Consider the following 25,669-nt stretch of genomic DNA (forward strand, 5'->3'; position numbering starts at 1 on the left):
TTATGAATGCTTACAAAAAATTTTATAGTGAAATAAAAGATAATTTTGATTTGATAAGATACCTTACAGTTTTTGATTTGAAAACTAACATTTCAAGAACCTATTTAGGGTTTATATGGTGGATCCTTGATCCTCTTTTATACATGGCCATATTTTATTTGCTTGTTCATGTTATTTTAGGTAGAGGTGGTCCTGATTACCCTATCATATTATTTACTGCTTTAATTCCTTTAAAATGGACTACATCATGCTTAGTAGAAGGTACTTCAGCTATATCTGGAAAGGGCAGGATTATAAAACAAATCTATGTACCAAAAATTGTATTTATAATTGTTAGGCTTCTTGTAAATACAGTGAAATTTTCAATAAGTGCAATAGTGTTATTGTTATTCCTGTTTTTTTATGGTGTTGATTTAGGTATAACAGTGTTATATTTTCCTTTGATCATTCTATTACATGCATTAGTAATCCTCCCTTTTATGGTGTTATTTGCCCATTTAGGAATCTATGTTAAGGACATCAAAAATATGATGCAGTACATAGCAAGGATGCTAATGTACCTTTCTCCAGTTTTATTTACATTGGATTCTGTACCAAGTAATTTGGTTAACCTATTTTATCTAAATCCATTAACTACTTTTATTGAATCGTATCGGAGTATTTTAATTCACGGTGATCAACCGTTATGGCTCCTGATTGGGGCAATGATTGTTTTCTCAGTCATATTGTTAAATATCTCGCTCCATCTTTTATTTAAGTATGAAAATCAGTACGCGAAGGTGATATAAGTGTCTGAACCAGTGATTAAACTAAAAGATCTTTGGGTTTCATATCCACGACAAACCGAAGGAATAATAAATAATTTAAAAAGGGCAATAAGAAAAGAAGAAAAAAAGAAAGAGTTTTGGGCATTAAGAGGACTTGACTTTGAAGTTCAAAAAGGTGAGGTTCTTGGAGTTATTGGAAGAAATGGATCTGGGAAAAGTACGTTATTAAAAATACTAAGTGGTTTAATTACTCCAGATAAGGGTGAGTTTGATGTAAAAGGGAATCTACCGGTTTTACTTTCACTCGGTGCTGGGTTTGAACCAGATTTATCAGGTAAAGAGAATATTTATTTAAATGGGTTATTATTAGGTCAAACAAAAAGTGAAATAGATGAGAAAATGAATGAAATAGTAGATTTTTCGGAGCTAGGTGATTTTATTTACGAACCAGTTAGAACATATTCATCTGGAATGAGGTCTAGGTTAGCTTTTTCTATTGCCATTACCATAGACCCTAATGTTCTGTTGATTGATGAGGTGTTAGGTGTAGGTGACCAATCCTTTAGGGATAAGAGTAAAGATGCTATTTTGGAAAAAATAAAGCAAAACCGTACTGTAATATTAGTAACTCACTCTGCTAGTTTGGTCCGGGAGATTTGTGATAGAGTGGTTTGGATTCATTTAGGTGAGCAGAAGGAGATAGGAACTGTTGATGAAGTTGTACCTAAATATGTACAGTTTATGAGGGAAATTAGAGGACAAAAGCAATGAATCATGTGACGATGCTTCTCTTTAAAGATATATACTATGATGCACGAGTAAAAAGAGAAGCAATTTCCCTTGCTGATGAAGGCTATCGGGTTAGAATAATTTGTCTAAAAGAGTATGACGAAATTCCAGACGATATAATTCATTCAAAAATTGAGATAATTAAAGTTGCTATTACATCTAAAAAAGCTAAGTATAAATTTGGAAAACAATCGAATTCAAATAACGATAAAAACAAATTAATAGGTACTTTAAAAAAGTATTTAATAAAATTAATTCGCATTCCATTAATCAAACTAATTAAAGATGTGATCTCCTACCAAGAATTTTATTCTAAATCTAAAAAAACCATTATCGAGAGTGATCTTCCAGTAGATGTGATCCATTGTCATGATTTAAATACACTTAAAACTGGGGTGAAACTCTCAGGAGATTTTAATGCAAAACTAGTTTATGACTCCCACGAGTTATTTAATGAAATGGCTGGAAGAAATAGATTAGATCGGTGGTATGGATATCAACTAGAAAAAAAAATGATAAGGAGAATAAACCATTTAATTGTAGTAAATCCTTTTGTTAAAGAAGAATTTGTCAAAATGTATGGAGATATTCCAATAACTATAATACAGAATACACCTATTAGCAATATAGGTATTCATAGTGAAATTGAAAAGAATTATTTTAGAAAACAGTACAAATTAGACCAAAGTGATATTATTCTTTTATATCAAGGTGGACTGAATCCTGAAAGGGGAATAGAAGAGAGCATATTATCACTTAAATCTCTTCCTAAACAGTACAAGTTAATTCTAATGGGTGAAGGAAGATTGGTTGAACAATTGAAAGAGCTAGTAAACGATGTAAAGTTAAATAATCGAGTTTTCTTTCATGAACAAGTTCCATCTTCAAAAGTTCTTGAATTTACAAAACAAGCAGATATTGGTCTAGTTATGTATCTTAATACAAGTAGAAATAATTACTTCTCCACTCCCAATAAGATTTTTGAATACATGATTGCAGGAATTCCGACGGTAGCTTCTAATCATCCTGGGAAAAGCTATGTAGTGGAGGTTGAAAAAACGGGTTTGTGTACAGAAGAAACCCCTGAAGCAATAAGTGCTGCCGTATTAAAGGTATTTGAAAATTATGACTTCTTCAAAAATAATTGTCTTGATAAGTCTAAATATTATACATGGGAAGTGGAAAAAAATAAATTGGTAGTTCTATACCGTTCTTTATTAGCTACAGAAAAGGCTAATTCCTAAATTGGATTTTATTAACAAATATGTTTATTTTTAATGAGAAGGGAAGCGGTAGCTTTCCTTTTTGTTGCATAAGGAGGTTTAAACAATGAGGTTGATTATATTTAAGTATGCATTACTAATAAGTTTATTTATCGATTCAGAACCAATTCAAAATCGTTTATTTAGAGCATACATAAAGAACTTTAAAAGATTTTCTGATCAGAAGGGATTTATTAGCATTACAAAAAGGTATAACAAAACTTTCATACTCAGTAAAGTTGTGAAAAGGGCTGTTTCAATAAAACCTGTCGAAAGATATTATTTGCTTGCACAAATCCACTATGTAGAAGGAAACCTATTTAAAGCAGCTGAGGAATTAGAAAATATCCATTCTACTCCTACAGAATTGCAATCGTTTAAAATAAATGTTTTATATAAATTAAAAAAAGTAAAAAAGTTAATTGAATTGTCCCAAAAAGTAAATTTAAGTGAGTATTTATCCACAAATCAATTAGAGGAATTACAATTCTTTGCGTATACTAAACTAGATCCGGATATAGCTAATAAGTTTATAGACTCAATTCAGGTAGAAATACTATCAGAAAAATATAAGGATAAAATTAATGCACTCATTGAATTAAAAAAGTCCCAATCTAATAATGATTTTACTAACTTAGAAAAAATAAATGTGAAATTGAAGAATTCTTATACCTATGATCCTTTAAAAAATGAAATTTTCTTGATACATTCACTTTCAAGGATAGAAAGTAGCCCGGAATTATACAAGAATTTTATAATGGAATTGGATGATACTATCGGTTCAAAGAAATTATATAAGTTTTATGAGAAAACCACATGGAAAAAAATTTATGAAGGTGTGCGCTTAGCAAATAATGAAAACTATAATCAGGCATTAATTTATTTTACTAAAGCATATGACCAGGGAGAGAGATCTCCTTTACTTAGACGATTAATACTAGATTGTTTTCATAACATAAATTCGTTTAAAGAGATTCAAGAAACAGCATATAGAAGGTTGTTTGAGTCTAAATTTATTGATTTCAGAGATCAAACAGTATTGGAAGTTTTAAAATCAAATAGTCATATTGTTGAAATGTTTAAATACTATTCAATATCTGATTTAACAAGAAAAGAGTTGGAACTGTTAGTTAAACAAGTTAATTCTCTTAATGAGAAGACTAAAAGTATTTTAATGAACTATCTTTATGGAAAAATCATTAAGATAGAAGGTAAAATTCCAATTGGTAAGGAAACTTTATTTACGATATTGTCGTCAATATCAGAGCCTAAGGACCGAATTCTTTTAGAAGGAAGATGGATAATCGAAAATCAGCCTAATAGAGAGGCCATAGACCGATTAATAGGTGTAGAAAAAGTTAGTCGCAAAGCACTTTTAAAATTATCTGATATAGCTTACAGTATGCAACAATATAGTTTATCATTGATTCTTTCCGAAAGAGCTTTGGTTGCATCGCCAATGAACCCCATGATTTTTAAAAGACTGGTAAGTATACATCATAGGCTGGGGAATTTGGAACAGAAATTATTTTATTTAAAGAAGCTTAAAAAGATAACCGGTAATCTTTTAGTGAATGAATATGAAATTGCAATAGATGAATTATCCCTATTAGAAAAGAATTGGACATGGGCTCCAAACAAAAAATACACTATCTCGTCAAGTAATAAAGTTATTCACGTTTTAAATAAATCTATGCCTGAGATTAATGGATATACAATTAGAAGTAGAGAGATAGTCCAACATCAACTTGATTTAGATATTGAACCAATAGTCGTGACCAAATTAGGCTGGTCTACCCATGAAGATTCAGCATCTAAGGAATATACAATATATGACGGTATAAAACACTATCGGTTACACCATAAAGGGATAGTATTAAATACAGTTCCTCTAAGTGTATATTTCGATGCTTATGCTGATGAATTTGCTCAATTTCTTAAAAAAGTTCAACCGAAACTAGTCCATGCTGCCTCAAACTTTCAAAATGCATTACCTGCATTAATGGTAGCTAACAAATATCAAATTCCGAGCGTTTATGAAGTAAGAGGATTCTGGCATGATACTACCTCTAGTAAGATAGAAGGATTTGATCAATCTCAGAGATATCAATTACATGAAAAATATGAACTGTATTGTTGTCATCTTGCAGATAAGGTTGTCGCAATAGGAGAGAGTTTGGCTAAAAAATTAATTGACTTAGGGATTCCTAAAGAAAAAATATCAATTGTTCCAAATGGTGTTGATTCAGAGTATTTTTCACCAATTCCGAAGGAGGAAGAGTTGAATAGAAAATTCAAATTAAAAGATAAACTAGTGTTTGGGTTTATAGGAAGTGTTACCCATTACGAAGGCATTGATTATGCATTTAAAGCATTGAGGGTCCTTAAAGATGAGGGATTTTCTTTTCATTTTATATTAGTTGGTGACGGACCAGCACTTCAGGATTTAAAAAATTTATCTAGAGATCTTGATTTGCATGGGAATATTACTTTTGTTGGTAGAGTTCCACATACTGAAGTCAAGAAGTATTATTCAATTATAGATGTCTTTCCTTTTCCTAGGACAAAAGCAAAAGTGTGTGCTTTAGTCACTCCTTTAAAGCCTTTTGAAGTTATGGCTATGGGGAAGCTTTCTATAGTAAGTGATATTCCAGCATTAAATGAAATGGTTATAGAAGATGAAAATGGGTTGAAATTTGAGTCAGAAAATGTTGAATCATTATATTACTGTATGAAAAAGGCGAAGTATAACTTAGATATTGGGAGAAAAGCAAGGGAATGGGTAATTGAACATCGTGACTGGAATACCTTAATTAAAAAATATAATAAAGTTTATAAATTAATTTGACTTAATCTTTAGTGTATAAATTCGATAAAACAATTGGTAAATTAAATTGTGAAAGGGTAGTGTAAAAAATATAATAAGCTAGATCGATAAATGCTTTAGCTCAAAGGCTGTCGACAATATTGACAGTCTTTTTTGTTTTTATAAAAAGTAAGTTTCGAAAAAATTTATCTCTTTTTCACCTGATATCCGTTTGGATGTCTTTGACAAAAGAGTTTGGACTACCTTGTATTGCAGGCTTTTAGTAAATGTAATATCTTTAATTAATTTGAGGTTGTTTCACTTTTTAAAAAAAATAGGGAATTTTGTCTTGTATTGTTCTACTTTGTAAAATAAGATAATAAATGTGCAATAAATATGAAATAAAAGTAAGGAGGAGTTTGAAATTTACCGCTTTCTCATCAAGATGATTGTTTGTATGGTGGTTTTATTTCAAGTATTAGCCCTATTACCAAGTAAAAGCAGTGCTTTTTCTGAGGAAGATTTATATAAGGCAATCAAACTAACAGAAGACATTATAATAAGTTCAACCAAGGGTCAAGAATTGGGGGAAATATATAAAAATGTAATTCTTTATTCTAATAAGGTTTCTGTTGATGAGAGTTTTGTATTACAGTGGGGAAATGAAGAAATATTAATCACTACTTCTGCTTTTGAAGTCATTGAAGAAGAAAAACCTTTGAAGGAAGAAAAAACCGCACTAGGTATGATACATACTGAAGATGAATCTATTCAAATTATGAATATTGATCAAGAAATAGTTGGAGAAATTAAAATTGGAAACTCTTTAGAAGTTTTTCTATTTAATCAAGAATATTTTTATGTTTTGATAGGTGATCAGAAATTTCTCGTAGATCGTTCAAAGTATGAGAAGTATTTGAGTCTTTATTCCAATGGCATTGATGAAATAGAAAATGAAAATGTTACAGATATAAATGATGAAAATGCTAATAAAGATACCTCAATTGTTGAACAAGAAGGTAGTACTGAATTAACACCATCGGAAAATCAAAATGAAGAGTCAACTGCTAAACAACCGAATGAAAAAATAATTGACAATGAACCTGCTGAACTGAATGAGCAGAAATCTACATTCGATACTAAAAGAACTCTATCATTTACTTCAACTTCTGATGAATCAGATACTGTACGATTTGAGCCAGATGATAATTTTTTCACAGTGACAACGGAAAGTGTCCCAATATATGATAATAGTTTTACACCAATGAAAATTATAGGATATTTATCTCAAGGTGAGGAATATCCTAGAACACGTGATTATACTAGTTGGCATGAAATCCAATTTGGTGATTCTACCCGTTTTGTTCCAAAAGAAGGAACCGTTCCAAGTGATGGCAAGAGTCTTTTAAATCAAACGAATGGTCAATCCTTTACAGGGGAAATACAAACAACTAAGTCTGTTGACGTATATGACAATACTGGTAGCTCTTTAGTTTCATTTGGTACCCTTAAGGCTGGTATTAAACTTCCTTATATAAAAGAATATACTAGCTGGTATAGTGTGGTAATTTCTGGCAGAGTTGGATTTATCAAGAAATCTGGGGCTGAAAATCTATCTAACATTTCTGATCCTAATGAATTTACACTAAATGATAAATACTTTAGAGTAACTGAGGATCACCAACCTATATTTGAAAAAAGAAATGGTGAACTTGTTGAAGTAGGGTATTTAGATAAAGGAGAGTATCCTAGAACAAGAGGTTATACAAATTGGCATGAAATAAAATTTAATGGATCTACCGCCTTTGTTCACATAGATTCAACGGTTCCATCTGACGGAAATAATATTACCAACTTAAATAACCAGTATGTTAATGGAGTAAGAAGCTTTTTAGTAGAGAACGATGTAGCAGTATATGATAATACTAAACCAGAGGGGCTTGTGCCTTTTGCTAGTCTTAAAACAGGTGTTAAATACCAAGTTGTAAATGAAAGTGAACACTGGTATCGAATACTAATTTCTGGTCTAGTAGGCTTTGTAAGGAAATCGGATGTTAAAGGGAATTTTTTACCCGAAGATAAATATTTTAAAGTTAGAAAAGATACACCAGTTTATGACAACAGAAGTGGTTCTTTAAAGCAGGTAGGAATATTAAAGGCTGGAGAGGTATATCCTAGAAGAAGAGATTACACAAGTTGGCATCAAATCCAATATAGTGATTTTTTTGCTTATGTTTCCAAGGATAATACTGTACCAGATTCAGGGACAACTTTGACTAATAAAAATACTAATTGGAAAAATAGCTTAAGAGAATTTGCAGCTACAGAGAATATTCCGGTTTATGACAATACTAAATCAGGTCCATTAATTCATTTTGGAACTATATTAGAAGGTGAACATTACTATATAGCTGATGAAACACCGAGCTATTGGGGAGTTATTCTAGCAGATCGGATTGGCTGGGTGAAAAAAGAAAACACCATTGCTGGTGTAATTAAAAAGTTTGAATACACTGATTATGATATTTCTATTGATGAGTTTTTAGAGAAACAGAAAGCTGTAAATCCTCAAACTGACCTTTATGATATAGGTTACGTTTCAGGGGATTATATACAAACAACCTCAAGTACGAGTTATCCGAAATCAGGAACAGTTACTGATAATTTAAGAATTCGAAGTGGTCCAACCACAAGTGGAACAACTACCTATATGATTACTCCTAAAGGAAGTACTCTTACCCTTCTTCGAGAAGAAGATAATGGATGGTATAAAGTGAGACTCCCACAAACCTGGGTTAATGCTGAAGATGATGATATTCTGCACTATTTAGATGCATCTAACTTTTATGATGATTCTAGAGGAATTCTTCAATTCTTAGTTTTATCTAGAAATGCAGGATTACCAGTTTCTGAGATAAATGGATTACTCACTAACAAAGGAATACTTCATGGTAGAGGAGAAGCATTTATTATGGGAAGTTCCCTATATAATATTAATGAGGTGTACCTTGTATCCCATGCTTTATTGGAAACTGGAAATGGCTCTTCTAAACTAGCTACAGGAATTAAAGTAAATGAGGTAGATGGAAAACCTGTTCCTGAAAGAATAGTTTATAACATGTATGGAATTGGAGCCTATGACTCTGATCCACTAAAATACGGAGCAGAATTTGCTTATAAGCAGGAGTGGTTTACTCCAGAAGCGGCCATAATTGGAGGGGCTAAGTTTATTGGAGAAACATATATTCACAATCCTGATTATCAACAAGATACTTTATATGAGATGAGATGGAACCCTGCGTTACCTGCTACTCACCAGTATGCAACGGATATTGGCTGGGCATATAAGCAAACAGCGCATATCTCAAGTCTTTACAGTCAATTAAATAGCTATATATTGTATTTAAATATTCCGAGATTTTTAGATAAATAGTAAAAAACGGTCTCATTGACCGTTTTTTTTATCGGAATTACATGGAAAAAATTAAAAAAAGAGGGATTAATATGAAATCAACTAAACTGATTTTTGTTATTTTTTTATCTTTAATACTTATTACTTCGGGTATATTTCCGATAAATAATAGTAGTAAAAATAGTGTAAAAGCAGCAAATATCTATAATCCATTTAAAATTACAATTAAAAAAGCTACCTATCTATATAAAAAGTCAGGAAATAAATTAGTTAGGTATAAGTATGCATCTGCAGGAAGGATATTTACTCCAATTACGCGCTCAAGTGATTATTTTGTTATACGACCGTACAGCACATCTTACTATATTCCAGTGTCTGATGCAGAACTAAATACAAATTCAATTTATATGAGTACTCTTACAAGTGGAGTATACGAGAGGCTAATACAAGAATTTTACACAAGATCAAATAGGGGAGAAAAATCATATATATATAACCAATATTCAAAGGATAAATTGAAAGAATATGCTGATTCTGCTATAAAGGGTAACTGGAAGTTGTTAGCTTATCCTCATGATGTGAAGGTGGAAAATTTAGATGAGTTCGATTGGAGACATGGTCTTCCATACGTCAATTCTTATCTATTTCAATTAAATTATCTCATGGTTGTTGAGCAACTCACTCAGGCATATAAAGAATATAAGAATCCAGAATATTTAATTTATGCTAGAGAAGTAATTAAGGATTGGCATGAAGATTTTCCAATTGAAGGATATAGAAGCTATAAATGGGGATACAATGATCACGGGACAGCAATAAGAACTTTTATTTTGATTGACTTTTGGAATACTTATAAAAATACTTCCTTGAATAATCTCCATGAATCTGAATTCGCAAATGAAATAATGACTATGTTTTATGAACATGGATGGTTACTAAATTTGTGGAGCTTCTATAGACCAAACAATAATCATGGGATGTTCCAAGACTTAGCGTTGCTTGCGATTTCAGAAACATATCCAGATCTTGCTGCTGCATCTGAATGGAAAAATACTGCTAAAGATAGACTAATGGATCAAATAGAACATGGAATTTCAATTGATGGTCTTCATATGGAGCACTCTCCTATGTACCAACATTATATTTATACTAGTTTAATTGGTTTCGTTGATTGGGCTGAACAAAATAAGTTTGAATTGCCTAATGAGATGATTCGTCGCGTCAAAGAAATGCCTCGAAATTTAACGTATCTAACTAAACCAAACGGAGTAATGCCAATATTTGGTGACTCTCCTGCTACTTTAATGACTCCAGGGATTGTTCCTTATGCATCCTCTTATCCCGAAATGGTTTATGCAATGACCAGTGGAGAGGATGGGGGAAGTCCTAGTAAAAATGCAGTGAATCTTTCTGATCAATATGCGATTTTCAGACAACATTGGGGTGAGGAGAAGCCTTTCGATCAATCTATTTTCTTTGGAATGACATCTGGATTTCATAGTACAGCTCATAAACACCCTGATGATCTTAGTATTGAATTATACGGCTTCGGTGGTGACTATATAGTTGAAACTGGACGTTATGCATATATTACATCAGATGAGAGAAGAGAGGCATTATCTACAGCAGCACATAATGTAGTCCAAGTGGAAGGGACCGAATTTTCTCTGGATACTGATAACATCGGTAAAAGTAAAATTGAAGATGTAAATGTAAAAAGTAATGGAACTCTAGAGGCGGTGGGGTCTCATAGCTTAACTCCAGGAATAGTTCACAGAAGAAGGGTATTATACGATAAGAATAAAACCTTTCTTATTTCGGATACAGTTAAAGGAACCTATACTAGAAACTATATTCAAAGATTTCATTTAGCTCCGGAATTTACAGTCGAAAAAAATGATGTAAGGTTAACGGTAGCTAAACATCCCTCTGGGAGAACACTTTCATTAATACAGGTTTATGCACCAACATTAATTACTCCAAATAAACAAACGAGCCATGTTTCATATAAAGATTATACTTGGACTCCCCGAACACAATTAACATACGAACAAAAACATAGAAGTGTTCGATTTATGACTTTAATTCATTTAGGTGAAAATAATGGTGATATTCTAACAGATGCTAAAGTTACAAGAGATGGAGATATTTATACTGTTCATTATCAATCTAATAATGATACTGAGTATAAAGAATTTAATTTTACATCTGAATGGTAAATACTCCTTTAAAATGTGATAAGTATTATTACTATGATAATTATCTTTCAGTTTGATTTTAGAATATAGAAGAGGGTATAATTTACTTTAAAGTTTGGAATTTAAAAGGAGTCTTATTATGAATCGCAAACTAAAAGTAATGACAATTTTCGGTACAAGACCGGAAGCCATAAAAATGGCCCCGCTTGTCCTTGAATTAGAAAAGCATTTAGAAGATATCGACTCAATTGTGACTGTAACAGCCCAGCATCGTCAAATGCTAGACCAAGTCCTTGAAATTTTTAATGTGACCCCTGATCATGATTTAAATATCATGAAAGATAGACAAACCTTAACCGGTGTGACGACAAGGGCTCTAGAAGGTTTAGATAGTATTATGAAGGAAGTAAAACCTGACTTGGTGCTTGTGCATGGCGATACAACTACAACTTTTGTGGCAAGCTTAGCTGCTTTCTATAATCAAATTGCGGTAGGGCATGTAGAAGCTGGCTTAAGGACATGGAATAAATACTCCCCGTTTCCAGAAGAGGTAAATCGTCAAATTACAGGAGTTATTGCTGACCTTCATTTTGCGCCTACACAGAAGGCAGAACTAAACTTGATAAATGAAAATAAGAAGAATGATACAATTTTTGTAACTGGGAATACTGCTATAGATGCTCTTAAAACAACAGTGAGTGAAGATTATAGTAGTGAAGTTCTTGAAAAAGTAGGGGATGATAGAATGATCCTCCTTACTGCTCATCGCCGTGAAAATCTAGGGGAACCAATGAGAAATATGTTTAAAGCAATTAAACGCCTGGTAACTGATCATGAGGATGTTCAAGTGGTCTATCCAGTTCATTTAAACCCTGCTGTAAGGGAAATAGCTGATGAAATTCTTGGGGATGATTCTAGAATCCATTTAATTGAGCCACTAGGTGTATATGATTTCCATAACTTTGCATCTCGAGCGCATATCATACTAACAGATTCCGGTGGAGTTCAAGAAGAAGCACCTTCACTTGGAGTTCCTGTACTAGTATTGCGAGATACCACTGAAAGACCAGAGGGGATTGAAGCAGGAACTCTTAAACTTGCAGGTACTGAAGAAGATACTATTTATAATTTAGCTCATGAATTATTAAATGATCAAGAAGCATATGATCAAATGGCTAAGGCATCTAATCCTTATGGGGATGGACAAGCTTCGAATAGAATTGTTCAAGCCATTCTTCATCACTTTGGAAAGAGAGATCAAAAACCAGAACCATTCTATCAAAAATAATTCAAAGAAGTAAAAAAATAAAATAAACATAAAAATCGGCATGGGCTTTGTATTTGTCAAGGCACATGCCGATTTATTATTATGTCATAGATTTAGGAGGCTTTTGTTTAACTTCTTTGCTAGTTTTTTTCGATTAAAATTATCTGAAAGGTGATATTGCATGGTTGTTTTCATGTGATCAAGAGTAACTTGGCTGTTCTTAGCTTCTAATAGAGCCCTGATAAAATCTTTTTCGTTTTCCGGTTCGAAAAATAACCCTGCACTATTTTTTTCAACGATTTCCCTAGTTTCTCCGTCAACTCCTACCAAAGTAGGAACCCCCATTGCCATATAATCGAAAAGTTTTGACGGAATGGTTATTTCAAATAATGGCTGTTTTTTTAAGCTGACTATTCCTATGTCGGTTTCATAGTAAAAAGATTCTAAGTCTTTTTTCGGCAAACTATCCATAAATAGAATATTAGTTAATTTTAAATCCCTTGCTTGTTTCACTAGGGCATCCTTTTCTACTCCTTCACCAATAAAGAGAAAAAATATTGATGAATCTATTTGGTTAACTTTTCTTGCAGCATTTACAACGGTTTTAAGCCCTTGTGCAGCGCCTATGTTACCAGCGTAAAGCACTAGAAATGAGTCTTTAGGAATATTATATTGTTCCTTTATATCTATTTTTCTAGTCGGTGATTTTATATCCGAAGGGTTCACCCCATTATAAATGACAGAAATCTTTGTTTCGGGAATTCCTAGGGAGATTAGTTTATCTTTATAACCATTTGTTACCACGACAATATGGTCCGCTTTTTTATAAAGAAATCTTTCTAGTTTTCTAGCTAAATTTAGAAGACGCTTATTTTGAAATTGCCCTAAAATTTCTGCAAAATCAACCCATAGATCTCTTACTTCAAAGACAAATTTTGCTCGATGGATTTTACTTAGAAAGTAGCCTGTCACCCCTTGGAATAGTTGTGGTGACGTTGCATAGACAATATCTGGTTTTCGAACACGCAGACCAGATATGAATGAGGAAATGGCGAAACTGATATAATTTGCCAGTCTCCGAAAAGAGCTAGATTTGGTATCCTTTATACTAATTGAACGGTATATATTTAATTTATTTGTTTTTTTCTTTTCAAAAAGTTTATTAGACTTCATATTATTTGGGAAGGACGTTAATATGTGTAGATCGTGTCCTAACTCAGATAGGTTAGAACTCATGTCAAAAGCTCTTCCTTGTGCAGCACCTATTTCGGGTGGGAAATGTTGTGAAACATATATTATTCTCATATTAATCCCTTTCGTTTATGGTAGTAATAGCAATTATCATTAAATTATTGTAAATTATAATTGCGTAATAAACAACTTAACAATAAAAAGGATGTTTTTATGAAGAAAAAGGTCTGTGTTATTACATCGGTTCATCAAGCATATGATGGGAGGATTTACCATAAACAATGTAAAAGCTTAGTTAAGCACGGTTATGAAGTGATTTTGATTGCTCCTACACCTGAAAATATAACGATAGCTAGAGAAGACAATATTAATTTAATAACGATCAATAAACCAAACAGCGAATGGAAAAGATTTTTAAAAACATTAACAGTAATAAAATTAGCATTAAACACTAAAGCCGATTTATTCCATTTCCATGACCCAGAATTAATCCCAGCGGGTACACTAATCCGATTAATTAGCCGAAAACCAGTCATTTTTGATGTTCATGAACATTATCCCAATGCCATAATGAGCAAAAGGTATTTAAAAACATGGCTGAAAATACCTATCAGATGGGTTTATGAGATTATAGAGAAGGTATGTCTACCTGTAATGTCAGGAATAGTTTATACTACTAAAGAGATTGGTGCACGTTACAAAAAGTATAAAAGTGTTAAAATTGAGAATTACCCACTTAAAGGCATGTTTACCCAAACTAGAAAAGACTGCATAGCTCCGAAAAAATTATTATATTTAGGTGGAATTACAGCCATTAGGGGAATAGAAGAGCTTATACATGCAATGGAAGTGGTTGTGAAAAATGAACCCGAAACTACTACTTTAACATTTGTAGGAGCTTTTGAATCAAAAGCATTTGAAACGAAAATAAAAAACTTAATTTCAGAGTTGGATTTGGAAAACCATATCCTTTTTAAAGGAAAGGTACCTTATGAAGATATAGAAAAGTATCTATCAACGTCTTCAATAGGGATCATTCCTTATCTTCCAGTACCTAATCATTTAGTATGTTTACCAAATAAACTTTTTGAATACATGGCTTCAGGAGTAGCTGTAGTCGCTTCAGATTTCGATCATTATGGAGAAGTTGTTAACCAATCTAATAGTGGAATTACAGTCGATCCTTCAAACCCTTTGTCTATCGCACATGGTTTACTCTCGTTAATGAGAGACCCGGAAAAAGTAAGATCTTTTAGTAGTAATGGTCAATACTGGTTTAACGAAAAATATAATTGGGAAATAGAAGAGAAGAAGTTAATCAACTTTTATCAAAACTTTATTTAATGGACTAGGGGATAAATGGTTTTTGTTATACTCCACCGAAAAGTAGTAAAAACTAATATTAACTTTTAAAAGTTTTCTGTCACATAAGAGTAATAAAAAACTTGTTGAAAGTTATAAAATTTTTGCTATGATGAAGGAAGTGTAACTATACCCTTAAGAAGGTGTTTCAGATGACGCACACAATTTTAGAATTAATCATTGCATTTGTTATTTCATTTATTGTTTCAATTTGTGTTACTCCTTTAATAAAAAAGTTTGCATTTAAAATTGGAGCTGTTGATCATCCAAATGCAAGGAAGGTTCATGTAGGTGTTATGCCTAGATTAGGTGGACTTGCTATATTTATTGGATTTTTAGCTGGTTTTTTATTCTTGATGCCAAGTTCTATATATATGAATGAAATCGTACTAGGTGCTTTAATTATCTTAGCGGTAGGAATCCTTGATGATTTGTATACCCTTAGTCCAAAAGTTAAACTAGTCGGTCAAGTTATTGCAGCTCTATTGGTCATTTCTTCAGGATTATTGATAGATAAATTAACTCTCCCTTTTTTAGGAGTTGTTTATTTAGAATGGTTGAGTATACCAGTTACCTTACTCTGGATAGTAGGTGTTACCAATGCAATTAACCTTATTGACGGTTTAGATGGTCTAGCTGCAGGAGTATCATCCATAGCACTTAGCAGCATTCTTGTTATGGCGGTAGCTGATAACCAGTTAGTTGTAATAGCATTGTGTGTAATATTGATCGGTAGTAGTATTGGTTTCCTATTTCATAACTTTTATCCAGCAAAAATATTTATGGGTGACACTGGAGCGTTATTTTTAGGATATTCCATTGCCATTATTTCGATGCTAGGTTTGTTTAAAAATGTCACTTTATTTAGTTTTATTATTCCTATAATTGTGTTAGCTATCCCAATTTTTGACACACTTTTTGCCATTATAAGAAGAGCATTAAATAAGAAAAACTTTGCACAGCCAGATAAACAACATCTTCATTATTGTATTGTGAGTTTGGGGTTTTCTCACAGAACCTCAGTACTTATCATATACTTTGTAAGTGCTTGTTTTGGTGGTGCAGCCATTCTTTTTTCAAATGCTACATTGTGGGTGTCGATAATAATCATTTTCGTACTTTTACTACTGATACAGTTTTCAGCAGAGGTAATTGGTTTAATCGGACATAACCACCGGCCTTTAATTAATGCAATCAAGCGGTTAATAGAAGTGAAGAGACCACAAAAAGACCAATAAAAAAGTCACCCGGAGTTCGGGTGACTTTTTTAATATTCTTCAGATTCTGATTCTGTCATTGTTGATTTAGAGTCATGCTCTAGATGTTTTTGTAATTTCTCTTGTAGAATAATTAATTCCTCTTCATCAGGGATAAAGTAGGAAACCCCACCTATATATTCAGGAGCTCCTTCAATTGTTAAACTTTTAATATTAGATGAATCAAAGGAGGAATATTTTCTAAAGAATGCAAGCCCGTCTGATACCATAAGATTGGTCTCTACATTAGTTCCCACTACATCGGCTATCTCATCAACTTTAAAAAGGGTTTTGCCTGATGCTAATTCATCAATAACTGCTTGAACGACTTGTTTTTGTCTTTCATTTCTCCCGATATCTCCCCTTGGATCTTGAAGCCTCATACGGGCATATGCCAATGCTTCACGCCCATTTAATTTCATCGGTCCTTCCGTAAAGACTAGCTCTTCCGCAATTCTGTCGTCACTATTCTGAGTAAAGTCGAATGGAACTTCTACTGTTATTCCTCCTAAAACATCAACAATATCTTTAAATGCTTCAAAATTGATGGTGACATAATAATCAATTGGGATATCAAGGAAGTTTTCTACAGTTTCTATGGTTTCTTCTTTCCCGCCATATGCAAATGAATGATTTATTTTCTCTAATGCACCGGTGTCTGGCATTGGAACTCTTGTATCCCTTGGTATACTAACTAAATTCATTGTAGCGTCTTTTGGATTGAAAGTGGCAACCATTAAAGTATCTGATCGGCCATTAGCTCCACCAGAGGAATAATCTTCTACTCCCATAATTAATACTGAAACAGGATCTTTTAAAATGGTGACAGCTTCATCTCTTAATTTTGATTTTTCCCTTCCAATATCGTCGTATGAATTACTTGCAGCTTGGTATGTTTCTAAGAAAACATAGGCAAAATAACCAATAGCTACAGTAAAAATTAATAAGAAAGAAAGTAAGATTCTTTTTATTATCCTACGTTTGCTTTTTCTTTTTTTTATTTTAAGTTCTTGTCTATTCATAAAGTTTCTCCCCGTTTTTTTTTCTATATAGTTTAAATATGTGTCAATCTGTATTGAAAATTCGAAGTAAAATTAGTTAATTTACTTTGGCTAAGGGACAATGTAATTAAAACTAAATATTACAAAAATGCTTAAAACTAAACTAACTTATTGTACTATGCTTAACGATAGTCGTAAAATGAAAATTTCATTACAAAAAACATAGTGTGTAATAGAAGGTTAATGTACTAAAGTACTAATAGAGGTTCTCAATTATAGCAATTAAGCACTATAATAAAACTTTGAACAAGCACTTTAAAGTTTTAAAAAATATCCTCCTCCAAATACTCCACATCCCCCTCCACAATCTCACCTTGCCCATTCGTCAATTCCGTCATCCATTCGACAAATTGCTCTTTTTCACCTTCAACGACATAGGTGTCAATTTCTACCGATTCTAAGTAGTGGATTTCTTTCAATTGATAGTGAGAGGAGCGGACTTCATTCTCTACTTTCCCGAGCCAGGTGTAATCGATTTTTGTTTTCATAATTCGCATGAGTTTGCGTTCGACGACTCCAGTGGAATTGAGTCCTTCAGAAGTGGCTTTTCCATAAGCGCGAATAAGGCCGCCAGCACCTAGTTTTATGCCTCCGAAGTAACGGGTTACAACTACAACTGTATCTTTAAGGTTCCTCTTTTTTAGAACTTCTAACATGGGAACTCCTGCCGTTCCACTTGGCTCTCCGTCGTCATTTGCTTTTTGAATTAAATTGTTTTCTCCTATCATATAGGCAGAACAATTGTGATTGGCGTCCCAATGCTTTTTCTTGATGTCTTGAATAAACTCTTGGGCTGCTACTTCGGTTTCTGCTCTTTTTACATAGGTGATAAATCTTGATCGTTCTATAGTGATTTCGCTTTCTCCATAGCCTTTGACAGTAAAATACTGATGTAGCATTAGATCGCTCCTTCTATACCTAGTTCTTCTGTATGACTGAAGTTTAATTGATCTCTCTTTCGACAAAACTCTACATACTTAACTATACCGTGAAATGGCGAATGCGAAAAGCGAGAACCAATATGAAATGATCAAGTTGAATGTTATTTTTGAATTTTTTTAAAAAACTGACACTTGAATGGGTATTTCCATTACAATGGCTTTTATCATATAGCATATATAACGCTAATGTTTTTTTATTTCTATACGATCATCTTGAGGTGTAAGCCTATTCTTATCGTCGGCTTTTAAGTCTCCATACTTACGACTGACTTCTGCAAAGTGAATGACTTCTTCATTATGAATAAATACAACTAAATTAATATCGTCCCTTGAACTTATATTACTAGGGTCTTTGAATTCTAATCTTAATTGTTTTGTTATAATTTCTTGTGGGGGATAAGGTGTAAAAATAAAAGCTTTATCCCAAGTAAAAATCTGTCAAAGTGTTTAATTCGAATGGATCAATATTATCTTTTTGCATAACCGAATGGAAGGACTCTTCTAATTCTTTGTTATGATGAGCCCAATTTTGGTTACAACTCATTAACTATATTAGAGATAAAACGATTCCAATCATTTTTTTCAAAATTACACCTACTTATTTATAAACCCTCGTAATGGAAGAGTATCATAAGGGGAATCCATTGATAATGGATAATTCTACTAGAATCTCTAATAGATTAACGCTTTACCGCAATCGAGGACGGTCCTCGAATAGATTAACGCTTTACCGCAATCGAGAACCGTCCCCGAATGCTTTAACGCATTACAGTAAACTGTATTTCCACTTTTTGTCTCTACATAAAACTTTTGCAATAAAGTAATTACAATGTAACTAAACTTTAATCTCCGACAATATGTGACATGGTATAATAGACGTGCTGAATCTCACAGTGGACAGCACCTGAAATTATGCCTAGATGAATAAAGGGAATTTGATAAGTATATGGAATTTAAATTATAGCAATGAATAGGGGAGGGAATGGGTTAAAAGGCATGCAAGGGTCTTAAATGACTGTGTCTTTATAACTATTTTGGTATTATTACCATAATTTTCTCTGTTCTATAATAGTCTGCAGAAGACTTTCCATGTACAATAAATTAGGTAATTAAGGAGGTGCCCCGTGTCTTTAAAAAAGGTGAACACCGAGATGTTAGATGACATTTTAGAGAAGATGATCGACACGGTTGGGCGCAGTAAAGATGAAGTTTTTCAAATTGGAGAACAGTGTCGAACAGACTTTGCATCCATTACTGATGAACTAAAAGACATTAAGGAAATGGTTGCGCGGGTAATTGATGAAGGCGATGAACTTGAGCGAAAGTCAAGGTTTGCCAGGAAACGATTATCTGAGGTAAGTCAACATTTTCAAAACTTTTCTGAAGAGCAAGTAAGAGATGCTTATGAGAAAGCTCATGACCTCCAAATGAGGCTCTCGTCGAATAGACAGAATGAGCAGCGTTTGCGGGATAGACGAGATGAATTAGAGCGCCGATTGTACTCTTTACAGTCCACCATTCATCGTGCTGAGCATCTCTGTTCACAAATATCCGTTGTGATGAATTATTTGAGCAGTGATCTTAAGCGGGTTGGTGAGGCACTAGAAGATGCTAAGCAAAAACAAGATTTTGGTCTGAAAATTATTGAAGCTCAAGAAGACGAAAGAAAGAGATTGTCTAGAGAAATCCATGATGGACCAGCTCAAATGATGGCGAATGTTCTCATGCGTTCAGACTTGATTGACAGGGTGTATCGTGAAAAAGGTGCTACAGAGGCGATAAAAGAGATACGGGATTTAAAAATGATGGTTCGTTCCGCTCTCTATGAGGTGAGAAGAATCATTTATGATCTCCGGCCGATGGCATTGGACGATCTTGGATTGATACCGACACTCAAAAAATACTTAAGTACCATCGAGGAATATAACAAAGTGACGACAATTGATTTTGTGAATATGGGTCATGATAAAAGACTTCCTTCTAAATATGAAGTCGCGTTATTCCGTTTAGTCCAAGAATCTGTTCAAAATGCATTAAAGCATGCGGAGGCAACCAATATTCAAGTGAAGCTCGAAGTGAAAAAAGATCGTATCACTGTCGTTGTAAAAGATGATGGCAAAGGGTTTGATATGAAAGAAAAGAAAAAAGAATCCTTTGGCATCATGGGGATGAGTGAGCGGGTCGACCTGTTAGAAGGGGAGATCACGATCGATTCTAAAATAGGGTCTGGGACAGTAATCCTGATTCAAGTCCCATTAACAGCATAAACTTTTTCGTAGTTTAGGGAGGCGAAACAAAATGGCAACAAAAATTGTCATCATCGATGATCATCAGTTATTTCGCGAAGGTGTAAAGAGAATTCTGGAATTTGAACCTACATTTGATGTGGCAGCAGAAGGCGACGACGGTAATGAAGCTTTAGCTTTAGTGGAAGAGCATCATCCAGATGTGGTCTTAATGGATATAAATATGCCCGAAATTAATGGGGTAGAGGCAACAAGACAATTAGTTCAAAAATACCCTGGCACAAAGGTTATCATCCTTTCCATTCATGATGATGAAAGCTATGTTAATCATGCGTTAAAAACAGGTGCAATGGGCTATCTTTTAAAAGAGATGGATTCAGATGCTCTTGTAGATGCTGTGAAAGTCGTTGCTGAAGGTGGCTCATACCTTCACCCGAAAGTCACTCATAATCTTGTACAGGAATATCGCCGTTTGGCGAATTCACATAACAACGGAGGCTTTCAGCAAGTTGAAGTTCGCCGACCATTACATTTATTAACACGTCGTGAATGTGAAGTGCTGCAAATGCTAGCAGATGGGAAAAGCAACCGTGGAATTGGAGAATCACTCTACATCAGTGAAAAAACGGTTAAAAACCATGTAAGTAATATTCTTCAAAAAATGAACGTAAACGACCGTACACAGGCTGTTGTAACAGCTATTAAAAACGGTTGGGTTGAAGTGAGATAATAGAAGCCCCTTGTTAGGGTGGATCAGAAAGGCGCTGTCACAAGCTGTGGCGGCGCCTTTTAGTCTGTTTGCAAACCTTGTTGCCTTTTAGTACAAAAGAAAAGGCTTTTGTAACGGGGCGGTTTCCAAGCAATTGGCAATTTGCCATTAACCTTACTAAATGAGATCTTCAGCTTATTAAAAAACAACCATTCTCGAAAAGAGCTTTTTTAAAAAACCACTCTATCATGAGGGCGGTTTCAAGCTTTTCGCCTTGCAAAATCAACAAATTGAAACTTATCTAATCGATGTCTTGACTCTGTGTATTCAAAAAGGGTTGCGTCATCTAAGTAGACATAGTTTTTGACGACTACAATATGATTAAATCCTTCTAAATCTAAGTATTCACGATCTTCTTCTGTACATTCTTCCACGACGATTTCTTTCTTTGCAAACGAAATCGGTAAGTGCAATTCTCCTTCAAGGTATTCGTAGATTGATTTTTCACAGATTTCTTTCGAAAGGAGTGGGACAAATTCTTTTAAAAAAAATCCTTTATCCAGAATGATTCGTTCTCCTTGAATCTGCCTTGAACGAACGATTTTCCACACTTCATCCACAGGAGCGCCATTAAATTGCTGTGATAGCCAATCATCGCCTTGGATTAAGCCGAAATCATGAACAATGGTTTTCGTATCACGACCTAACGAATGTTGGAGCTCTTTGAAGCTGACCAGACCTGAAATTGGAAAACTCATTTTCGATACATCAAGAACGAGAGAGCCTTTTCCACGGATTTTTTGAATAAAGCCTTTCTGAGCTAAAAGGGTTAGCGCCTTGCGAATCGTTTCTCTAGAAGTGGTATACATCTCAGATAATTCGTTTTCAGAAGGCAGAATTTCATTCGGAGGGTAGACCCCATCTTGAATTTTGTCAAGTAGCTCATGATAAATTTGCATATATTTATTGCTTTTTGTCATAATATCACCAATATTTATTTTACCATATAGAATTCGCTTGAGTGTTTAGAATATTTTCAATAAAATGGAGTTAGTGCATATTTTAGAAAAGGGTGAAGGATTTTGTCGAAGCAACTATGGAGATCACTACTTGTAGGTGTTGGAATCAGTACACTTTTACTAGCTGGATGTGGTCAAGAAGAGAAGGATGCTGAAAAGCCGAAAGAAGAGGAAAAAGCAGTAGAAGAAAATGCAGAACAAGATAAAGGGACAAAAGAGAATTCGAGCAATCCGTTGATGGATGATCCTAAGTCTTTACAAGAAGTAACGGACATCCCTCCAGAAGAAAAGGAAGCATTGCTCGCTACTTTTGATCAATATATTCGTTCATTTAATACGGAAGATGTCGATGCCTATATGGAAACGATTTCGAAGAAGCCTCTGAATTTTAAATATGATGAAGAGAAGAAAGCTGTTGAAAAGGTATTTGATCAAGTCGATGTTAACCGAAAAGCTGAAAATGTGAAAATCATTAGCTACCATGGAAAAAAAGCAGACATCTACGCAGATCTTACTGCTAAAACGACAGATCCTAAATCTGGAAAAGAAGTAGAAAAGTCCGGCAAACAAGTCACGGTCTTTAATAAGACGGATGAAGGATGGAAAGTAGCCGCCATCTTTTTCTTAGGAGATGAAGGAGAGAAAGAAGCAACACAATAACAACTATGAAAGTGACGCTGAATGGATCTGCGTCACTTTTTTATTTTTTAAAAATGGCTATTGACTATGTGGTGCACCCTAAGGTTTATGATGATGTAGGGAGGATCGGGATGTACAAGATTAACGAGTTTGCTGAGATGACAGGATTGAGCAAGGAAACGTTACGGTATTATGCAGAAGTGAAATTACTTGAACCGGCCTATACTGATCCGAGTAACCACTATCGCTATTACGATGATGGCAGCTTCTTTCTTGCAATCCTTTTAGTGAAGCTGAGAGGGTTTGGGTTTACGATACAGGAAATGATATCTGTAATGGAGGACGAGTCTTTTGAGCATTTAGAGGATTTATTAATTCAAAAAAGAAATAACATTCAGATGCAAATAGAAGATCTTCACCTTAGGATTGAAGAGATCGATGATTTTCTTGCATCTGGAAAGGAGGAAAATGAGTGATTCAGTGGAAGGAAGAAATCATTATTGAGACCAATATTGAGAATGTGTGGGAATTATTTTTCGATAAAAACATTAAGAAGATTATGCCGAAAGTGGAAGAACATATCTTGATTGAAAAGAAGGAAGGGGAGGTAGGGGCAAAGCATCAGCAGAAATATCGTGAAGGAAAGCGTGTAGAAACTTATATTGTGGAGACTTTAGCATATAAAGATAGTGAGGTTGAAAAGATGAAGAAAATTAGCTTTGTGTTGGGTAAAGCTTTTGAAATTAATCTCACATTTAGGTTCCTTAAGATCGATGATACACAAACGAAATTTATTTACGAGGGGCGGAATAAAGGCGTTAATTTTGTTGGTAGAGCTATGTTGAAATTAGGGAGCGAGAAAAGCAATCAAAAAGTGGTTCAGGAATTTTTGCAAAAGGTTCATCAGGAAGCTATGAAGGTTTGATTTTTATTTCCTCTCAAATATTTTTAATATATAAGAAGGTGTCAGGATCTACATTATTGCTTCCTGACACCTTAGGTTTGTTACATCCATTTTCATTTATTTTTCAGGTGAAAAACAAGCGATTCGTAGGGACGAAGTGTGATGTTTTCGTATTCGTTTTTGGAATCCAGGTAATTTGAGATGAGCATTTCACTGTTCCAGCCCTTGGATGGGACTTTATCTAATGGGAGCTGAAATTCGGCTTCTCCATCGTAAAAATTATTCACAACGAGTAGCTTTTCATTGTCAAGATTGCGAACATAGGCAAATATTTGTGGATGTTCATCTAAAATTAGTTGGAAGTCACCATTTACGATGATGTCGTTACTTTTCCGAAGTTGGATCAGTTTTTGATAGTGATAGAAGACGGAATTTTGGTCTTCTAGTGCGTTTTCAACATTGATCTCTTCATAGCCCTTTCCTACTGGAATCCATGGTGTACCTGATGTAAATCCGGCGTTTTCTTTGCCATTCCATTGTACGGGTGTACGCGAATTGTCCCGTGATTTATGGCGGAGAATTTCGAGAATTTCTTCTTCGCTCATGCCTTTTTCTCGAAGAGTGTTGTAGATATTCAGAGATTCCACGTCACGATATTGGGAGATGTTCGTGAATTTTGGGTTAGGCATTCCAATTTCTTCACCCTGGTAAATGTATGGCGTTCCTTGCATCATGTGAATCGTGGTAGCCAACATTTTTGCTGATTCCTGATGAAACTCGTGATCATTACCATAGCGGGAGATGATTCGCGGCTGATCGTGGTTACACCAGAATAATGCATTCCAGCCACCACCTTCGTACATCCCTTTTTGCCAGGTGGAAAGGATATCTTTTAACTGTTGAAAATCAAAATCAGCGACACTCCACTTTTCTCCATTTGGATAATCGACTTTTAAATGATGAAAATTAAACGTCATGCTCAATTCATTTCGATCAGGGTTTGAGTATTTAATACAGTTATCGATGGTGGTAGAAGACATTTCACCGACGGTCATAATGTCGTATTGAGAAAAGACCTTACGGTTCATTTCCTGCATGTAGTCGTGCACCTTTGGCCCGTCTGTATAAAATTTTCGTCCATCACCAGGAGCTATAGACCCATCATCATCTGGAAAGGATTGACCTTTAGAAATCAGGTTAATGACGTCAAGTCGAAAACCGTCGACACCTTTTTTTAGCCAGAAATGCATCATATCGAACACTTTCGTGCGGAGTTCTTCATTTTCCCAGTTTAGATCTGCTTGTGTGATATCGAAAAGATGTAGATAATATTGGTCTGTTTCCTCGTCATACTGCCAAGCGTTACCGCCGAATTTTGATTGCCAGTTCGTTGGTTCTGTGCCGTCGGATTTGCCGTCTTTCCAAATATAGTAGTCACGATATGGGTTGTCTTTAGACTTACGGGATTCAATAAACCACTTGTGTTCTGTTGAAGTGTGGTTCACGACGATATCCATGATAATCTTTATGTCACGCTTATGAGCTTCTTTAAGGAGTTCATCAAAGTCTGCCATTGTCCCGTATTCCTCGTGAATATGGAAGTAATCGCTAATATCGTACCCATTATCATTCTGAGGGGACGAATAGATTGGGGTCAGCCAAACGACATCAATCCCAAGCTCCTTTAAATAATCAAGCTTCGACGTAATCCCTCTAATATCTCCAACCCCATTACCGGAAGTATCACAAAAACTCTTCGGATAAATCTGATACACAACCGACTTCTTCCACCAAGGCTGCTCCTGTCTCTGCATATCGCCAAACACCTTCCATTCATATA

General features: G+C 34.2%; 19 protein-coding genes. 14 read left to right on the forward strand and 5 right to left on the reverse strand.

The window, feature by feature from the left end:
* Nucleotides 1-2 precede the first annotated feature (2 nt).
* The 7 genes from JOC86_RS11200 to wecB all read left to right on the forward strand — a co-directional run bounded on the left by JOC86_RS11200 (nucleotide 3) and on the right by wecB (nucleotide 12,522).
* Complete coding sequence (locus tag JOC86_RS11200) at nucleotides 3-788, forward strand: ABC transporter permease (protein WP_205172370.1); 786 nt, start codon at nucleotides 3-5, stop codon at nucleotides 786-788.
* 87 nt (nucleotides 789-875) lie between these two features.
* Nucleotides 876-1,538: an ABC transporter ATP-binding protein gene (locus tag JOC86_RS11205; RefSeq protein ID WP_419096066.1), complete on the forward strand. Its 663-nt coding sequence runs from the start codon at nucleotides 876-878 to the stop codon at nucleotides 1,536-1,538.
* Nucleotides 1,535-2,800, forward strand: coding sequence for a glycosyltransferase (locus JOC86_RS11210; RefSeq protein ID WP_205172376.1), 1,266 nt, complete (start codon nucleotides 1,535-1,537; stop codon nucleotides 2,798-2,800). The genes JOC86_RS11205 and JOC86_RS11210 overlap by 4 nt, the downstream gene beginning before the upstream one ends.
* Nucleotides 2,801-2,885: 85 nt before the next feature.
* The gene (locus JOC86_RS11215) at nucleotides 2,886-5,666 is read left to right on the forward strand and encodes a glycosyltransferase family 4 protein (protein ID WP_205172378.1); all 2,781 of its coding nucleotides are present in this window, start codon (nucleotides 2,886-2,888) and stop codon (nucleotides 5,664-5,666) included.
* 403 nt (nucleotides 5,667-6,069) lie between these two features.
* Nucleotides 6,070-9,057, forward strand: coding sequence for an N-acetylglucosaminidase (locus JOC86_RS11220; RefSeq protein WP_205172381.1), 2,988 nt, complete (start codon nucleotides 6,070-6,072; stop codon nucleotides 9,055-9,057).
* Nucleotides 9,058-9,128: 71 nt separating this feature from the next.
* Nucleotides 9,129-11,255 (forward strand): heparinase II/III family protein, encoded by a 2,127-nt coding sequence (locus JOC86_RS11225; RefSeq protein ID WP_205172384.1) that lies wholly within the window; start codon nucleotides 9,129-9,131, stop codon nucleotides 11,253-11,255.
* Nucleotides 11,256-11,373: 118 nt separating this feature from the next.
* Nucleotides 11,374-12,522 carry a non-hydrolyzing UDP-N-acetylglucosamine 2-epimerase gene (gene wecB / locus JOC86_RS11230; RefSeq protein ID WP_205172387.1) on the forward strand — a complete coding sequence of 383 codons (1,149 nt, stop codon included), beginning with the start codon at nucleotides 11,374-11,376 and terminating at the stop codon, nucleotides 12,520-12,522.
* An 84-nt stretch (nucleotides 12,523-12,606) separates the two neighbouring features.
* On the opposite strand, the gene JOC86_RS11235 is transcribed toward wecB, so the two are convergent.
* A complete protein-coding gene (locus tag JOC86_RS11235; protein WP_205172390.1) occupies nucleotides 12,607-13,737 on the reverse strand; it encodes a glycosyltransferase family 4 protein in 1,131 nt (376 codons plus the stop codon).
* Nucleotides 13,738-13,905: 168 nt separating this feature from the next.
* Here JOC86_RS11235 and JOC86_RS11240 point away from each other — a divergent pair, with 168 nt between their 5' ends.
* Both JOC86_RS11240 and JOC86_RS11245 read left to right on the forward strand, forming a co-directional pair.
* Nucleotides 13,906-15,036 (forward strand): glycosyltransferase family 4 protein, encoded by a 1,131-nt coding sequence (locus tag JOC86_RS11240; RefSeq protein WP_205172393.1) that lies wholly within the window; start codon nucleotides 13,906-13,908, stop codon nucleotides 15,034-15,036.
* 170 nt (nucleotides 15,037-15,206) lie between these two features.
* Complete coding sequence (locus JOC86_RS11245; protein WP_205172395.1) at nucleotides 15,207-16,292, forward strand: glycosyltransferase family 4 protein; 1,086 nt, start codon at nucleotides 15,207-15,209, stop codon at nucleotides 16,290-16,292.
* Between the two features lie 29 nt (nucleotides 16,293-16,321).
* On the opposite strand, the gene JOC86_RS11250 is transcribed toward JOC86_RS11245, so the two are convergent.
* Together JOC86_RS11250 and JOC86_RS11255 are read right to left on the reverse strand one after the other, a co-directional pair.
* Nucleotides 16,322-17,332: an LCP family protein gene (locus tag JOC86_RS11250; RefSeq protein ID WP_205172397.1), complete on the reverse strand. Its 1,011-nt coding sequence runs from the start codon at nucleotides 17,330-17,332 to the stop codon at nucleotides 16,322-16,324.
* 302 nt (nucleotides 17,333-17,634) lie between these two features.
* Nucleotides 17,635-18,270: a YigZ family protein gene (locus JOC86_RS11255; RefSeq protein ID WP_205172399.1), complete on the reverse strand. Its 636-nt coding sequence runs from the start codon at nucleotides 18,268-18,270 to the stop codon at nucleotides 17,635-17,637.
* 1,193 nt (nucleotides 18,271-19,463) lie between these two features.
* On the opposite strand from JOC86_RS11255, the gene JOC86_RS11260 reads away from it, so the two are divergent.
* Nucleotides 19,464-20,579, forward strand: a complete 1,116-nt coding sequence (locus JOC86_RS11260) for a sensor histidine kinase (RefSeq protein ID WP_239587589.1) — start codon at nucleotides 19,464-19,466, stop codon at nucleotides 20,577-20,579.
* 31 nt (nucleotides 20,580-20,610) lie between these two features.
* Nucleotides 20,611-21,288 carry a response regulator gene (locus JOC86_RS11265; RefSeq protein ID WP_205172403.1) on the forward strand — a complete coding sequence of 226 codons (678 nt, stop codon included), beginning with the start codon at nucleotides 20,611-20,613 and terminating at the stop codon, nucleotides 21,286-21,288.
* 239 nt (nucleotides 21,289-21,527) lie between these two features.
* Here JOC86_RS11265 and treR read toward each other — a convergent pair whose 3' ends face one another.
* A complete protein-coding gene (gene treR, locus JOC86_RS11270) occupies nucleotides 21,528-22,247 on the reverse strand; it encodes a trehalose operon repressor (RefSeq protein WP_205172405.1) in 720 nt (239 codons plus the stop codon).
* A gap of 102 nt (nucleotides 22,248-22,349) precedes the next feature.
* On the opposite strand from treR, the gene JOC86_RS11275 reads away from it, so the two are divergent.
* The 3 genes from JOC86_RS11275 (at nucleotide 22,350) to JOC86_RS11285 (ending at nucleotide 23,850) form a co-directional block, all read left to right on the forward strand.
* The gene (locus tag JOC86_RS11275) at nucleotides 22,350-22,946 is read left to right on the forward strand and encodes a Cif family virulence factor (protein ID WP_205172406.1); all 597 of its coding nucleotides are present in this window, start codon (nucleotides 22,350-22,352) and stop codon (nucleotides 22,944-22,946) included.
* Between the two features lie 110 nt (nucleotides 22,947-23,056).
* Nucleotides 23,057-23,401 carry a MerR family transcriptional regulator gene (locus JOC86_RS11280; RefSeq protein WP_205172408.1) on the forward strand — a complete coding sequence of 115 codons (345 nt, stop codon included), beginning with the start codon at nucleotides 23,057-23,059 and terminating at the stop codon, nucleotides 23,399-23,401.
* Nucleotides 23,398-23,850 carry an SRPBCC family protein gene (locus JOC86_RS11285; RefSeq protein ID WP_205172410.1) on the forward strand — a complete coding sequence of 151 codons (453 nt, stop codon included), beginning with the start codon at nucleotides 23,398-23,400 and terminating at the stop codon, nucleotides 23,848-23,850. The genes JOC86_RS11280 and JOC86_RS11285 overlap by 4 nt, the downstream gene beginning before the upstream one ends.
* Before the next feature lie 92 nt (nucleotides 23,851-23,942).
* On the opposite strand, the gene treC is transcribed toward JOC86_RS11285, so the two are convergent.
* Nucleotides 23,943-25,643, reverse strand: a complete 1,701-nt coding sequence (gene treC / locus JOC86_RS11290; RefSeq protein WP_205172413.1) for an alpha,alpha-phosphotrehalase — start codon at nucleotides 25,641-25,643, stop codon at nucleotides 23,943-23,945.
* Between the last annotated feature and the right edge of the window lie 26 nt (nucleotides 25,644-25,669).

Origin of the sequence: Rossellomorea pakistanensis, assembly GCF_016908495.1 — a bacterium.
Lineage (GTDB): Bacteria > Bacillota > Bacilli > Bacillales > Bacillaceae_B > Rossellomorea > Rossellomorea pakistanensis.

Coding starts and splice junctions, on each gene's coding strand:
- JOC86_RS11215 (WP_205172378.1), top strand. CDS start 2,886: ATGAGGTTGATTATATTTAAGTATGCATTACTAATAAGTTTATTTATC.
- JOC86_RS11200 (WP_205172370.1), top strand. CDS start 3: ATGAATGCTTACAAAAAATTTTATAGTGAAATAAAAGATAATTTTGAT.
- JOC86_RS11265 (WP_205172403.1), top strand. CDS start 20,611: ATGGCAACAAAAATTGTCATCATCGATGATCATCAGTTATTTCGCGAA.
- JOC86_RS11210 (WP_205172376.1), top strand. CDS start 1,535: ATGAATCATGTGACGATGCTTCTCTTTAAAGATATATACTATGATGCA.
- JOC86_RS11220 (WP_205172381.1), top strand. CDS start 6,070: ATGATTGTTTGTATGGTGGTTTTATTTCAAGTATTAGCCCTATTACCA.
- JOC86_RS11240 (WP_205172393.1), top strand. CDS start 13,906: ATGAAGAAAAAGGTCTGTGTTATTACATCGGTTCATCAAGCATATGAT.
- JOC86_RS11225 (WP_205172384.1), top strand. CDS start 9,129: ATGAAATCAACTAAACTGATTTTTGTTATTTTTTTATCTTTAATACTT.
- JOC86_RS11255 (WP_205172399.1), bottom strand. CDS start 18,270: ATGCTACATCAGTATTTTACTGTCAAAGGCTATGGAGAAAGCGAAATC.
- JOC86_RS11250 (WP_205172397.1), bottom strand. CDS start 17,332: ATGAATAGACAAGAACTTAAAATAAAAAAAAGAAAAAGCAAACGTAGG.
- treR (WP_205172405.1), bottom strand. CDS start 22,247: ATGACAAAAAGCAATAAATATATGCAAATTTATCATGAGCTACTTGAC.
- treC (WP_205172413.1), bottom strand. CDS start 25,643: ATGCAGAGACAGGAGCAGCCTTGGTGGAAGAAGTCGGTTGTGTATCAG.
- JOC86_RS11235 (WP_205172390.1), bottom strand. CDS start 13,737: ATGAGTTCTAACCTATCTGAGTTAGGACACGATCTACACATATTAACG.
- JOC86_RS11245 (WP_205172395.1), top strand. CDS start 15,207: ATGACGCACACAATTTTAGAATTAATCATTGCATTTGTTATTTCATTT.
- wecB (WP_205172387.1), top strand. CDS start 11,374: ATGAATCGCAAACTAAAAGTAATGACAATTTTCGGTACAAGACCGGAA.
- JOC86_RS11280 (WP_205172408.1), top strand. CDS start 23,057: ATGTACAAGATTAACGAGTTTGCTGAGATGACAGGATTGAGCAAGGAA.
- JOC86_RS11260 (WP_239587589.1), top strand. CDS start 19,464: ATGTTAGATGACATTTTAGAGAAGATGATCGACACGGTTGGGCGCAGT.